Raw genomic sequence first — 13043 nt, forward strand, 5'->3', positions numbered from 1 at the left:
ACGGCAACGGACCGACATATCTCCTGGCAGCGAGGGGGAAGGCGAGCCGCGACTTCAAGCGCAAGATCCGGTGCTCAGTACATCAGCGGGTAAATTTCCCCTCAAAAGTTGTGCGGAACTCGGATACATCTCAAAGGTTGTGCACGAAGTGCTCACCAACGGAGGTGCTTGTGAATGACAGACGAAATCAGGACAGGCCATATCTACCAGCGGGCTCATGCTTTGGCGGAAGGTGGTTTTCACCACTCGCCAGCCGAGATCGTCGCCACGTTGCTGGCCGAAGGCTACCCGGAAGCGGCCGAGTTGCTGAACTCCAAAAACATCCATGCCGATCTGCGGCGGATTTGCAAAGCGGCGGTTGATGGCCAGCCAACTCCGCACGGCGGGCTTCGCCACTGACGCGGCGGTGGATGGATTGTGTGATTGGAATGGTGGGCGATGACGGGCTCGAACCGCCGACATCTTCGGTGTAAACGAAGCGCTCTACCAACTGAGCTAATCGCCCGCTCCGGGCCGGACCTTTAAGCGGTCAGGACCAGCTTCGCAAGGCCAAATGAGCGCGGGACGCCCTCCTTGGAGGCCGGTTTTGCCAACAAAACGCCGGCTGTCAAAAAACCTTCTCCTGATTGCTGTTATGCTGTCCTGCCGCGCTTGACACCCGGTGGCGAACCCCTTATCCAGCGGCCCAACGACGAACACGGCTGACACGTGCTCGTCAATGCGCGGGTGTAGCTCAGTTGGTTAGAGTGCCGGCCTGTCACGCCGGAGGTCGCGGGTTCGAGCCCCGTCACTCGCGCCATTTCTTTCAAGGGGTTAGCTACCGCCCCTTGAAAAGTTTCAACTCTCATTTTCCGGAGAGTTTCAACTTTTTGTATTCGTTCTTGGCGGAGCAGCTTTCGCCCCCTTGCGGCGGCTGGCGGAACGCACGGCTGCGAGATTGACCGGCATACAGGTCTTCTGCAGCGCCTTGTTCTTGTCGACCCAGTTGCCCATCATCTTGGCCGAGATCGCCTCGACCGAGGCGGCGTTGGCCTCGACCGCGGCCGAGCGCCACATGTCCATCAGCTCCATCCGACCTTGGGGCCCCGGCGCGAAGTCGCCTTCTGCATTTGGATAGTGATCGTTCGGCCATTGGGTCGAACTTCGGCGGTCATAGCCGCCGGTCTCGTTGGCGAAGCTGCTTGCCGCAAAGGCCACCACCTCCATGTGGGCCGACGTATTTTTCCGACCCTCACAGGTATGGAGACGCAAGCCCATGGCTTGCGCCGCCGGGCTGGGGGCTGGCGCAGAAGCTGGCGCTACTCACTCGTAGGGAAAATGGCCGGTGCAGTTGGGGGTCTCTGGGCGTGCACCACACCGGCCACTGCGGGAAGGGTTTTCGTCCCCCGCTTGCTTAGATTAACGCATATTAGCAGCCACGTAATTAACCCGATCGGCGACACCAAGGCGTAGGACAATGATTCCCTTTAAACGCGATTCAGCCTTACGCTTGCGAGCGCCCAGACCGGACCATGCTTATTCGGCAAGGCTGTACTCGAAAACACTGCGGTCACTTCCGTCAACCACTCTAAACCAGTGCTCTTGGAGGGCGCGGGGCGATATGGGTTTGCCGGTGATTTTCTGAAGCGCTGCAAGAGGTGTAACGCCACTGGCGACGTAAGATGCCACCCGCATGTCACCCTGTATTTCGTCTATGTTATATACTTGCATCCCACCTTCTCAAAAAGATCGCTCGTCCATCTCAGCGGCTTGTGCGCTTGATCGGCATGATGTGCGACCTGCCGAAAATCCCGCATATCGATCTGCTGGCCGCAGACCGAGCACACGATGAAGTGGTGACGTTCATTTCGTGGCTCGCCGTCTTGTGGCTTGCCGTGCTTGGGTGACCCGAAATCCGACAGCTTCGGCATTTGGGCAAACATAGTCACCGCGTAAAAGTTCCCGAACCATTTCATCGCCAGCTAACTGAATCGCGGTTTTGCGTGTCCGTTCATGCGTCTGAAGTCATCCCGCCACTGATGCCGACGCTCGTCGAGCAACCTCCCGAAGGCGACGACTGGATTCATGAAGTCAAGTTCAACGGCTATCGCTCGCAGCTGATCGTCGACGACGAGCCCGGTGTCGAGCCGCAGTCTCAAAGACCTTCGTGAGCTTGTTGCCGGCGGCGAAGCCTACTCCGCCGACCCGTTTTCGAGGTAGGGCGAGGCGCTCGGCACGCACTTTGCGCAGATCGGGGGCAAGGCGGGGCGGATCAGCAAGGAACTGCACGGGCCCGGCATGTGGTTCTGGTACCAAGGATCATCGAGCGGCGGTGTGGCGACCAAGGAAGAAGCCGTCTTCGAGGTGGAGCGAGCCTGTACCTGATGGGTCGCCAAGGCCGACTGGGCCGGGAAGTTTGCGCTGCCACATCTCAAATCTGATCGGGTACCATCCGCCGGATTTCTTCGATAATTGTGTTCTCGTGATAGGGCTTCGGGAAGAATCGACTTCCCTCCGGAAGTCGGCTCTCTTCAAGAATCGCCCTGCCGGACGCCACGATCAGCTTTATCGGCGGCCATCGGTTTCGGATGTAATGCGCTAGTTTGATGCCGTCCATGGTGCCGGGCATCCCGACGTCGGTGAACACCAGGACGATATCCGCTCGCGCCTCCAGAAGCCGAATTGCCTCGTCGGCATTGGTCGCCTCCAAGGCCTCGTAACCCGCATCGACGACCAGGTCGACAGCTCCCATCCTGATGATGGCGTTGTCTTCGACGATGAGAATGACAGCCTTTCGGTTCGTCATGAGTTCTCCAGCCTGCGCAGGACCAACGTCTGCGTCAGGCGACTGTTGTGCCGCAGCGGCAGTTTTCGGACTGGTCATCGTCCTATGCTGCGGCCGGTACGTCGTCGCCCACAGCGGCCTGCAGGTGGGCGACTGATATCAGGGTTCCCGGGTTTGCGTCGGTTACCCTGATTTCACTCTGGAGGTTTCTGGCAAGCGCCTCGACAATCCCGGTACCAAGCCCGGCCTTAGCGGCGCCGTCGCCGGTTGTCATGCCGATCCCATCGTCTCGAACCGAAAGGGTCCAGTATGGCCCGTCCGAATGGTAGTCGACCAAAATCTTGCCGGACCGCTCTTCGGGAAACGCGTGCTTCAATGCGTTGATCACCAGTTCGGTCACGATAAGTCCCAAGCTTATCGAAATGTCGGACTTCACGACACTTTCATCGACGGAAACGATAATGGAAAGCCGTTCCCTGTCGGAGATCATCGAAGCGCCAAGGCTTTGACAGAGCTGGGTCAAGTAGGTTCGCAACGAAACCCTTTCTGCGCCAGACTGGGCGAGGTGCCGTTGCACGGCAGCGATCGACATCACCCTGTTGTGGGCGTCATGCAGATGCCCGCGTGCCTCTTCTGACTGGACCCTGCGGGCACTTTGCATCAGCACGCTCGCGATGATCTGGAGGCTGTTGGCCACCCGGTGCTGAACCTCCTGCATCAGGATTGCCTTGTCCCGAATAAGATCGTCCTTTTGCCGGGCATTGGCGCGAGCATCCGTGACGTCGGTTATGGCTACGAGGAGGCGAGTACGATCGGGGTCGCCGTCTTCGAGCACGCGAGCGTTCACCACCAACTGGCGGGTTTTCTGGCCGTTCCGCTTCAAGTCAATCTCGTAGGCCTCGATCTTGGCGCTGCCCGAAGCGGTTGCCTTCAGCAGCGAGTTCAGCTTCGGCATGTCCCATTCGCCTGCGCCGAGTTCCGAAAGCTCCCTGCCTGAAACCGTGGCGGGATCGATCTCAAAGGTTCGGCAAAACGAAGCGCTGACAACGATGACCCGAAGATCATCGGTCAAGAACAAAAGCGGCTCGTTCGATGAAACGACCACCGCGAGCGTGCTCGCAGCTTCCAAGTGGGAGGGTGATACGGATGCCATAAAATTGGCCCTCATGGGCCGAAAGCTCGCGAAGCGAACCATCACTCGGCATAGACGTCGACCGAAAACCTTATGTGCGATCGAAAGGTATGATCAACAGTATCACGTTGAGCATTGTTCGCCACGCAATTTAAATTGCGCTTGAGACCGGCGTATCTAAAATGCTCACGTTGCCGTTGAAAGGCAAACAATACCTTGTTCGAGGCAGGAACCATTGCGTGTCGCGACCCGTTGGGGTCGCACGGAAGGGACATCCGACAATGAGTGAAGAGCAGCGGACGCCACTGGGTGCGACGGACGGCATTGCTCGCCGTTTGGTCAACGAAACCGACATCACCGATGCCCAGGCCCGAGAGCTCATCGCCCTCCTTGGGCCGCACAATTGGACATCGCTTTTGCGAGAGGCCCGGATATTGAACCCGAAGGGGGCCTAGATCCGTATGAGGTCACGCCGGAGGTCGCGAGTCCGAGCCCTGTCGTTCGCGCCATTTCTCTCAAGGGATAACAAGCCCTTGGCTTCGGAGAAATGTCGACGTTAAGTGTCAAAAACGTCTTCTTTCGTGAGCAGCTCAGGTCTTTCCGGATCTGAGTTCGAGCATTCATGGATCGGTCTGCAAACCCGCTTTTGAATCGAGCCCGCCACTCGCGCCATCCTGCCAGGGCCGCGCAGAGGTTCTCTACGCGAACGGTCTGAGCCGCCGCAGAATTCTCGCCATTCCGCCTTTCGGGACATTCTTATGCGTGTAGCTCTGACTGCCATGCGTCAGGCGTTTCGCCTCGTGATTGCGCATGTAGGCATCGGCCCGCTTTTCGAACGAATCACCGGCATAGTCCGGATATCGCGCGGATGCGGGATTCAGCTCATTGTAGATGGGCGCACGAAACACGGACATCTTTGCCAGAAAGCACTGATCCGAGAAACCGTAACCGACAAGGAACTCGCCCGCCCGGTCGAAACTCTCCGATCTCGCTTCGTCAAACCTGTCGTTCCAGCACAGATTCGCGACGACAAGATCGTTCCTGCCTTCCATGAGCTGGATGGCGGGGTCGATCCACCGGTGACGATGGTTCGGGTATGAGTCGCCCTTGTAATAAAGCAGATAGTCGGCTGTGCTGGCGTGGATGCCGACCAGTTCACTGATCGAATACAGGTAGCCACGGCCAAGGGACGTCCTGTCGATCTGGAAGAAATCCAACGCAGCATCGGCGTGATCTTCAACGAATAAATACTCGTCGAGATGGCCGCGGGCGATTGCCGCCTTCGCCGCGGCTTCGACCGGACGACGCTTCCTGACATTGTTGATGATCAGGCGGCGTCTGGAAAACGGATAGGCGCAGCGGTCCAGTACGACGCGCAGATAATGTCTTCCGAGCACGATCGGCCAGTCGTTCTCGTAGCAGTTGGTTTCGAAATCGACGGTCAAGTCACCCGCATTTCTCGATGATGGTGTGGTGTTGGCCAAGGGCTGTGCTGACAGGCGTGATACCAGGTGGCCCAGCTCAGCTCTTGCCGAGCAGCGCCTCGACCTCCTGCAGCGTCGGCATCGACGGCGCGGTGCCGGGGCGGGTCACGGAAATGCCGGCGACAGCGCAGGCGAAGCGCACCGCCTGCAACGGCTCAACCCCTCGCGAAAGTGCTGCGGCGAGGCCGCCATTGAAGGCGTCCCCCGCCCCGGTGGTCTCGACGACCGGCCCCGCGCTTATGGCGGGGACATGGTCGGAGCGATCCTTCGTGTGCAGAAGCGCGCCCTTGTCACCCAGCGTGACGATGACCGTGCCGACGCCCTTTTCGAGCAGCTTGTCCGCGGCGCGGCGCGCGTCGTCGACCGAGGAGACCTTTAGTCCGGTCAATTCCTCGGCCTCGGTCTCGTTCGGCGTGAGATAGTCGCACAGCGTGTAGATCCGGTCGGGAAGCTTTGCCGCAGGGGCCGGATTGAGGATGGTCGTCACCCCTGCCCCACGCGCGATCTCCAGTGCTCGCATCGCGGCATCGATCGGCTGCTCGAGCTGGGTGACAAAGACGCCGGCGGCACGGATCAGCTCGGCATTGGCCTCGATATCGGCCGGTGAGATCAGCATGGCCGCTCCGGGGCTGACGATGATGGCGTTGTTGCCGGTCGTCTCCTCGACGAAGATGTAGGCCGCTCCCGTGTAACTGTCGGGCGTGTCGATGACGGCGCTCTTGACGCCGGCATCCTGCCGAGTCCGCTTTGCCATGTCGGCGAAGGCATCGACGCCGAGCCTTGTCAGGAACGTGGTGTCGGCGCCGAGCTTGCCGGCGGCGACCGCCTGGTTCGACCCCTTGCCACCAGGGCCGAGCTTGAAGGAGTTGCCGAGGATCGTTTCGCCCATGCGCGGCTGGCGCTCGGCGCGATATGCAGTGTCGGCGACAAAGACGCCCAGGATGACGACGGGCTTGCCGGAGGCCATGCTGCTACTCCGCATCCGGCGGCACGACGCCCTTGCGGAAGGCAAAGCAGCCATAGAAGCGGCGTTCCCCGGTCTGGATCACGCAATAGGCCTGCTTGGCGCGCTCGTAGAAGGCGTAGCGCTCGACGGAAATCATCGGCCAGGCCTTGCCTTCGGCCTTGTCGATCTCCTTTTGCACTTCCTTCTGCACCGGCGGGATCTCGTCCGGCTTGCCGACGATTTCCATCCGTGCGGCAGAGTCATTGACGAAGGTGTCCAGCGGATAGAGCGATAGCACGGCCCTGACCACCTCGGCGGCCGGCGCGTCGATGCGCAGAAGCTTGCCGTGCACGGTCTGCTTCGCCACCGAATCGGACGGAAAGTTGGTGTCGGCGATGATCAGGTCATCGCCGTGGCCCATCGCTCGCAATGCCTGGAGCACGTCGGCATTGAGCAGCGGATTGATGCCTTTGAGCATGGTATTCCTCGTGAAGTCCGTTTGAGATCAGAGACGCTTGCCGGTCTCGGCGTCGAAAAGATGGATCTGGTCGAGCCTTGGCTTGAGCTTGAGCGTGTCGCCGGGCTTGAAGTCGTGACGCTCACGGAACAGCGCCACCATCTCGCCCTCACCAAAGCGGAGGAACACCAGCGTTTCCGAGCCGGTCGGCTCGACCACCGAAATCTTCGCCGGCACGCCGTCGGGATGGATTTCCAGATGCTCCGGACGCACGCCATAGACCACGGCCTGCCCGTCCCGCCCGGCATTGTCCGCGGCAATCGGGAACAATGTGCCTGATATTTCGACGCCGGGCTTGGCGCCTTTGCGCATGACGCCCTTGAGCAGGTTCATCGACGGCGAGCCGATGAAGCCTGCGACGAAAAGATTGGCAGGCCGGTCAAACAGTTCCAGCGGCGCGCCGACTTGCTCGATGCGGCCGTCGCGCATGACGACGATCTTGTCGGCCATGGTCATGGCTTCGATCTGATCGTGCGTGACGTAGATGGTGGTGGTCTTCAGCCGCTGGTGCAGTTCCTTGATCTCCGTGCGCATCTGCACGCGCAGCTTGGCGTCGAGATTGGACAGCGGCTCGTCGAACAGGAACACCTGCGGATTGCGCACGATGGCGCGCCCCATCGCCACGCGCTGGCGCTGGCCACCGGAGAGCTGCCGGGGATAGCGTTTCAGATAGGGATTGAGGTCGAGGATGTCGGCGGCGCGCTTGACCCGCTCGGCGACCTCGGCCGGATCGGTTTTGCGCAGTTTTAGGGCAAAGGCCATGTTCTGCTCGACCGTCTTGTGCGGATAGAGCGCATAGTTCTGGAACACCATGGCGATGTCGCGCTTGGCCGGCGGCAGATGATTGACGACGCGGTCGCCAATGGAGATCGTGCCGCCGGAAACGGTCTCCAGCCCGGCCACCATTCTCAGCAACGTGGACTTGCCGCAGCCGGAGGGACCGACCAGCACGACGAACTGTCCGTCGGCAATGTCGACGCTGACCTCGTGCAGAACCTTGACGGTTCCGAACGCCTTGGCCACCTTGCTGATTGCGACTTGCGCCATGTCTCCCCCATCGGCTCCATTGGCCGTAGGCGCAGAAGCTAACCAACGCGACCGGTCAGGGCAAGTCGGTCTCTTATAGATAAAAACCTGTCCTCGTTGACACGGCAGTTGGTTGTGAGAATAGTGGTGGGTGCTGGTCCAAAGTCGGTGGCCGATCCGCAATCGGAACATCAATCGATGCAGGGTGGGGTCCTGCGTAATTCGTTTCCGAGCCGGGAAAATCGCTGGTGCTCCAGCGTCCGACAATGACCACATCCATTCACACTGATATTCTGGGAGGAATAGTCCATGAGAACAGACCTTTACGAAAAGCTGGCCCGTGCCGGCGCCACAAGGCGCGACATCTTGAAGGGCGCGGCCAGCATGGCCGCCATCGCAGCCGCATCCGGCGCCGGACTTGGCGCGTTGACGCGTCCGGCCTCCGCCGCCAGCGAGCTTCGCACGAAAATCCTGCAGATCCCCGGTGTCGGCAAGGGTCAGCCGACCGACGCCGACTTCCAGAAGGTCGGCGAGCTTTGCACGGAAGCAACCAAGGCCAACGTCAAGGAAGGTGAATTCGCCGGCGTCGAGCTGACCTTCATGGGCCTCAACAACCAGAACCTGCACAATGTGCTGTTCCGCGGCTTCCTGAAGCCATGGGAAGCCTATACCGGCGCCAAGATCAGCTGGATCGACCTGGCGCAAGCCGACTACAACGCCCGGCTGCAGCAATCGATCGCCACCGGCACCGTCGATTTCGACATCATCGAGATGGGCGCGCCGTTCGAAGGCGATGTCTGCGGCAAGGGTCTTACGTCGGAAATGCCCGACTGGGTCAAGAAGCAGATCGATTTCGACGATCTGGTCAACTATCTCAAGCCTCCGGTCGGCACCTGGGACGGCAAGCAGTATCGCGTGACCATTGACGGCGACGCGCACAATTTCAACTACCGCACCGACGTGTTCGCCGACGCCGATCTCGCCAAACAGTGGAAGGATGGCGGCGGAGAAGGCGAGTGGGGCGTGCCGAAGACCCGGCAACAGGTCCAGGCGGTCACCAAATTCCTCAAGGGCAAGAAGTTCAAGGACCAGGACGTCTACGGCTATCTCGATGCGCCCAAGCCCTGGGGCGGATTCGGCTTCTACTTCCTTGGCAGCCGCGCCAGCGCCTATGCCAAGCATCCCGATGACAAGGCCTGGCTGTTCGACGCCGACACGATGAAGCCGCGCATCAACAACCCGGCCTGGGTGCGGGCAATCCAGGACGTCATCGACGCCTTGCCTTCCGAACCGGCGGACCAGATCAACGCTGACCCGAACACCACCGGCTTCCAGCAGTTTCTGGCCGGCACCGGTTCGATGATCCCCTGGTGGGGCGACATCGGCTCCAACGTCAAGACCAACGATTCCTCGGTCATTGGCGATGTCACCGGCTTCTCGATCCTGCCCGGCTCCGACGATGTCTACAATTCCAAGACCGGCAAGTGGGACAAGCTCGCCAGCGGGCCGAACTACGCGCCGAACTGCGCCTATCTCGGCTGGGGCGTCTATGTGATGGCCCGTGTCGATGCCGACGAGAAGAAGAAGAAGGCGGCCTGGTCCGCCGCCGCACATCTCGGCGGCAAGGACTTGTCGATCTGGACGGCGATGTATCCGTCAGGCTTCCAGCCCTACCGCAATTCCCATTTCGACGTTCCGGAATGGGTGGCGGCAGGCTACGATGAAGCTTTCATCACCTCATACCTCAAGTCGGAAGGCGACTCCTACAACCATCCGAACGCGGCGATCGAGCCGCGCATCCCCGGCATCTTCCAGTATTACAGCGCCGCCGAGGACATTCTGGCCAACACCTTCGCGGGCAAGATGAAAGCGCAGGAAGGCGCCGACGCAATTGCCGCGGCCTGGGAGAAGCTGACCGACCAGATCGGCCGTGAAAAGCAGGTCAAGCTCTACAAGGCTTCGCTCGGCATGTAGGCTGGTTTATGTGAACCCGTGGTCCGGCGGCAAAGGCCGCCGGACCACAACTGACCGGCTCCGTCTCATCGCGGAGCCCCTGAATGGGCGAGATTTGTGGCTGATCAGACTTCGACCGCGAGCCAGTGGCCGGCAGACGCCGCCCCTTACGACCTGATTTCACCGGCCCGCAGACGGCTGGGCTGGGCGTTGATGGCTGCTGCTACGCTCGGCCTGCTGGCAACGATCCTTGTCCAGATCCTTTACAAGAGCGAGGTCGACACGATCGGCTTCGAGACTTGGCGCCCGGTCGTCTACGCCTATGTGCTGTGGGGCGTGGCAATCGGCATCGGCCAGGTGCTGACACGAGGGGAAGACGGCCAGCGCGCGCTGTTCCTGCTGCCGGCACTGCTGTTCACCATCGCCATGGTGATCTTCCCGACGCTGTTCGGCTTCTACATCGCGCTCACCGACTGGAACCTCAGCTCCTTCAGCGGCCGCAGGTTCAACGGGCTCGACAATTTCTGGCAGATGCTGGGCGATCCCTACTATCGCAACGCGCTGTTCAACATGGTGCTCTATGTGCTCGCCGTGCTGGTCGAATATGTCATCGCCTTCGGCCTTGCGCTGCTGCTCAACGCGCAGATCCGCGCGCGAAAGTTCTTCCGCGTCGTCTTCCTGATGCCGCTGATGCTGTCACCGGTCGCGGTGTCGTGGATGGTCGGCAAATCGCTGATGGAATACCGCTTCGGGCCAGCGGCAACACTGGCGCGCCATCTCGGCTGGGAAAACCCGGCCTTCTTCTCGGATCCGATCATCGCCCGCATCTCGATCATGGTGCTGGATGCCTGGACGTTCATTCCGTTCATGATGATCATGCTGCTCGCCGGCTTGCAGGCGATGTCGCGTGAGATCCTCGAAGCGGCACGGGTCGACGGCGCCAATGCGTGGCAGACCTTCTGGCAGGTCACCTTTCCGCTGATGCTGCCGGTGTCGGTAACGGCGGTCATCCTGCGCATCATCTTCAAGCTGAAGCTGGCCGACATCATCATCACGGTGACCTCGGGCGGGCCCGGTGGCGCTACCGATTCCGTCTCCAGTTTCATCTACCGCGAATACCGCGACCGCTCGAATGTCGGCTACGGCACCATGCTGGCGATGGCCTATCTGGTCATCATCATCGTGTTCGTGACCTGGCTGCTGAAATTCGCCAACCGCTTCGTGCGCAACGTCAACTGAGCGGTGGGAATCATGAGCGTTCAAACCACCGAATACACCGTTTCCGAAATCCGCTCTCCGGCGAGCTTCATCACCAGCCGCGTCTTCATCTACGGCGCGCTGGTGTTCTGGGCCTTCATCTGCCTCTTCCCGATCTACTGGACGCTAACCACCTCGTTCAAATCGGCGGTCGATGTCACCCAGGGTCACCTGATCCCCTTCGTCGACTTCCAGCCGGACTGGAAGGGCTGGCGTTCGCTCGGCCTGTCGCCGGATTCGATCTTCCAGACCTCCACGGTGCGCGATGAGTTCTTCAAGCGCTTCATGAACTCGGTCATCACCTCGGTCGGCGCGTCCAGCCTCGCCATCGTCATCGGCAGCCTGGCGGCCTACGGGCTCACCCGCTATCGCTACCGCTTCGCCTGGTTCAAGAACGAGGACATCTCGTTCTTCTTCCTGTCGCAGCTGATCCTGCCGCCGGTGGTGCTCGCGCTGCCTTTCCTGGTGCTCTACCGGGAGGTCGGCCTGCTTGACACGCGCATCGGGCTGATCCTGCTCTACACGCTGATGGTGCTGCCGATCGTCATCTGGATCATGCGCGACCAGTTCAACTCGATCCCGGTCGAGCTTGAGGAAGCGGCACTGGTCGACGGGCTGTCGATCTGGGGGGCGTTCCTGCGCATCGTCATGCCGATCGCGTTGCCGGGCATGGTCGCCGCCTTCATCCTGGCGATGGTGCTGTGCTGGAACGAGTACTTCTTCGCCGCACTTCTGACTTCGACCGACGCAAAGACAATTCCCGTCATGGTGGCGAGCCAGACCGGCTCGCAAGGCATCAACTGGTGGTCGATGGCAGCGCTGGCCACCGCGGCGATAGCGCCGCTGGCGGTCATCGGCATCGCGCTGGAACGCTATCTGATCATGGGCATGACTGCCGGGGCGGTGAAGTGACGACCGGATACTGGTTCGCGCGCAACATCCGCGCGGGCCACCAGGGTTACGACCGCTACGGCAAGGGCGTCATGCCCGTCGCCTGGCAAGGCCAAGCCGTCATCGCCGGCTTTGTACTGGCGATGGTGGCAGGCGGCCTCTCCATGCTCTTGATCATGCTCCACACCAAGCTGTTTCCACTTGGCATCGCGCTCTTTGCCATCCTTGCCATTGCCGGCGGCGGCACGTTCATTTGGGCCGTGGCAACGAAAAGCGATCCGGACAAGTCGATCGCCGACTACCGGGCAGAGCGGCAGAAAATCAGCGGTTAGGCCCTCAGGATCGTGCGCAGGTGATCCATGATCATGGCGACGCCCTCTTCTCCAAGCTCAGCCGATGCCTCCTTGGCGCTCGCCGTGTACCAGCCCGTATTGTCGGCGAAGTGGGCGGCATCGACAGCTTCGGGGCATAGCGCCAGCATCAATGACGTCTCGCCAACGCCGGCATGGTCGAACGGGTACTTGCCGTTCATTGCCGCCGGCATCAGCGGATGCACCTGCACCCAGTTGAAGAAGTTTTCACCCGCAGCGTGTCCGGAATAGTAGTCGGCCATCGCCTCCGAACCCCACCAGCCCTCGCCGCGCTGCTTCTCGAGGAAGCGGAAGATCGCCTGGCGGCCGGCGGTCTTGAAGGCGAGATCGGTCGGCATGCCGGCGGCGAAATTCTCGGTCTGGTGGTGGATGATGGCGTGGATGTTGCGAAAACCGATGCGCAGCAGGCTGTAGAACAGCTCCTCCGCGAACGGAGCCAGCGCATTGCCACCGACCTGCACCGAGCCAGTGCCTTCCGGCGGCGCCACCGCATAGCTCGCCGCGCCGTAGTAGAAGGGCGGCAGGATGACGATGTCCCTCTCCTTCTCGAGCAGTTCCAGCGTCTTGACGACGGCCAGCGTATCCATGCCGACGGCCATGTGCTCGCCGTGGTATTCGAGCACGCCCAGCGGCAGTGCCACCGGCCAGTTCTCGGCGATCGCCTTGCGGATCTGGTGTGGCAGCATCAGTTCGTAGCGCATG

The 13043-nt window shown here is 60.9% G+C and carries 16 protein-coding genes and 2 tRNA genes; 9 read left to right on the forward strand and 9 right to left on the reverse strand.

The window, feature by feature from the left end; all coding sequences use genetic code 11:
• Positions 1-174: 174 nt before the first annotated feature.
• Positions 175-399, forward strand: coding sequence for a hypothetical protein (locus AC56QQ_RS20840; RefSeq protein WP_497123197.1), 225 nt, complete (start codon positions 175-177; stop codon positions 397-399).
• Positions 400-429: 30 nt separating this feature from the next.
• Here the strand turns inward: AC56QQ_RS20840 and AC56QQ_RS20845 are convergent.
• Positions 430-505: transfer RNA gene (locus AC56QQ_RS20845), tRNA-Val, on the reverse strand.
• Positions 506-722: 217 nt separating this feature from the next.
• On the opposite strand from AC56QQ_RS20845, the gene AC56QQ_RS20850 reads away from it, so the two are divergent.
• Positions 723-799, forward strand: a tRNA-Asp gene (locus AC56QQ_RS20850).
• A 62-nt stretch (positions 800-861) separates the two neighbouring features.
• Here AC56QQ_RS20850 and AC56QQ_RS20855 read toward each other — a convergent pair.
• Positions 862-1062 (reverse strand): hypothetical protein, encoded by a 201-nt coding sequence (locus AC56QQ_RS20855; protein ID WP_497123198.1) that lies wholly within the window; start codon positions 1060-1062, stop codon positions 862-864.
• Between the two features lie 695 nt (positions 1063-1757).
• Here AC56QQ_RS20855 and AC56QQ_RS20860 point away from each other — a divergent pair.
• Together AC56QQ_RS20860 and AC56QQ_RS20865 are read left to right on the forward strand one after the other, a co-directional pair.
• Positions 1758-1886 carry a hypothetical protein gene (locus tag AC56QQ_RS20860; RefSeq protein WP_497123199.1) on the forward strand — a complete coding sequence of 43 codons (129 nt, stop codon included), beginning with the start codon at positions 1758-1760 and terminating at the stop codon, positions 1884-1886.
• A gap of 132 nt (positions 1887-2018) precedes the next feature.
• Positions 2019-2150, forward strand: coding sequence for a hypothetical protein (locus tag AC56QQ_RS20865; protein ID WP_497123200.1), 132 nt, complete (start codon positions 2019-2021; stop codon positions 2148-2150).
• Positions 2151-2410: 260 nt separating this feature from the next.
• Here the strand turns inward: AC56QQ_RS20865 and AC56QQ_RS20870 are convergent, their stop codons facing one another.
• Positions 2411-2785, reverse strand: a complete 375-nt coding sequence (locus tag AC56QQ_RS20870) for a response regulator (protein ID WP_497129074.1) — start codon at positions 2783-2785, stop codon at positions 2411-2413.
• 82 nt (positions 2786-2867) lie between these two features.
• Positions 2868-3917 carry a sensor histidine kinase gene (locus AC56QQ_RS20875; protein WP_497123201.1) on the reverse strand — a complete coding sequence of 350 codons (1050 nt, stop codon included), beginning with the start codon at positions 3915-3917 and terminating at the stop codon, positions 2868-2870.
• Between the two features lie 260 nt (positions 3918-4177).
• Here AC56QQ_RS20875 and AC56QQ_RS20880 point away from each other — a divergent pair, with 260 nt between their 5' ends.
• Positions 4178-4351: a hypothetical protein gene (locus AC56QQ_RS20880; RefSeq protein WP_497123202.1), complete on the forward strand. Its 174-nt coding sequence runs from the start codon at positions 4178-4180 to the stop codon at positions 4349-4351.
• Positions 4352-4594: 243 nt separating this feature from the next.
• On the opposite strand, the gene AC56QQ_RS20885 is transcribed toward AC56QQ_RS20880, so the two are convergent.
• From AC56QQ_RS20885 to AC56QQ_RS20900, 4 genes are all read right to left on the reverse strand, one after another.
• The gene (locus AC56QQ_RS20885) at positions 4595-5341 is read right to left on the reverse strand and encodes a hypothetical protein (RefSeq protein ID WP_497123203.1); all 747 of its coding nucleotides are present in this window, start codon (positions 5339-5341) and stop codon (positions 4595-4597) included.
• Positions 5342-5417: 76 nt separating this feature from the next.
• Entirely contained in the window at positions 5418-6347 is a 930-nt protein-coding gene (rbsK, locus tag AC56QQ_RS20890; RefSeq protein ID WP_497123204.1) for a ribokinase, read from the reverse strand.
• A gap of 4 nt (positions 6348-6351) precedes the next feature.
• On the reverse strand, positions 6352-6804 hold the full coding sequence (locus tag AC56QQ_RS20895) for an RbsD/FucU family protein (RefSeq protein ID WP_489860979.1): 453 nt from the start codon (positions 6802-6804) through the stop codon (positions 6352-6354).
• A gap of 27 nt (positions 6805-6831) precedes the next feature.
• Positions 6832-7890 (reverse strand): ABC transporter ATP-binding protein, encoded by a 1059-nt coding sequence (locus tag AC56QQ_RS20900; protein WP_497123205.1) that lies wholly within the window; start codon positions 7888-7890, stop codon positions 6832-6834.
• Positions 7891-8178: 288 nt separating this feature from the next.
• Here AC56QQ_RS20900 and AC56QQ_RS20905 point away from each other — a divergent pair, with 288 nt between their 5' ends.
• The 4 genes from AC56QQ_RS20905 (at position 8179) to AC56QQ_RS20920 (ending at position 12302) form a co-directional block, all read left to right on the forward strand.
• Entirely contained in the window at positions 8179-9843 is a 1665-nt protein-coding gene (locus AC56QQ_RS20905) for an ABC transporter substrate-binding protein (protein ID WP_497123206.1), read from the forward strand.
• Between the two features lie 96 nt (positions 9844-9939).
• Positions 9940-11061 carry a carbohydrate ABC transporter permease gene (locus AC56QQ_RS20910; protein WP_497123207.1) on the forward strand — a complete coding sequence of 374 codons (1122 nt, stop codon included), beginning with the start codon at positions 9940-9942 and terminating at the stop codon, positions 11059-11061.
• Between the two features lie 12 nt (positions 11062-11073).
• Positions 11074-11991, forward strand: coding sequence for a carbohydrate ABC transporter permease (locus AC56QQ_RS20915; protein WP_091578215.1), 918 nt, complete (start codon positions 11074-11076; stop codon positions 11989-11991).
• Entirely contained in the window at positions 11988-12302 is a 315-nt protein-coding gene (locus tag AC56QQ_RS20920) for a hypothetical protein (protein ID WP_497123208.1), read from the forward strand. Before AC56QQ_RS20915 ends, AC56QQ_RS20920 begins: the two co-directional genes overlap by 4 nt.
• Here the strand turns inward: AC56QQ_RS20920 and AC56QQ_RS20925 are convergent.
• The gene (locus tag AC56QQ_RS20925; RefSeq protein WP_497123209.1) at positions 12299-13042 is read right to left on the reverse strand and encodes a creatininase family protein; all 744 of its coding nucleotides are present in this window, start codon (positions 13040-13042) and stop codon (positions 12299-12301) included. The two genes, AC56QQ_RS20920 and AC56QQ_RS20925, sit on opposite strands and share 4 nt — an antisense overlap.
• Position 13043: the final 1 nt, after the last annotated feature.

Source organism: Mesorhizobium sp. RCAM 05099 (genome assembly GCF_059683685.1).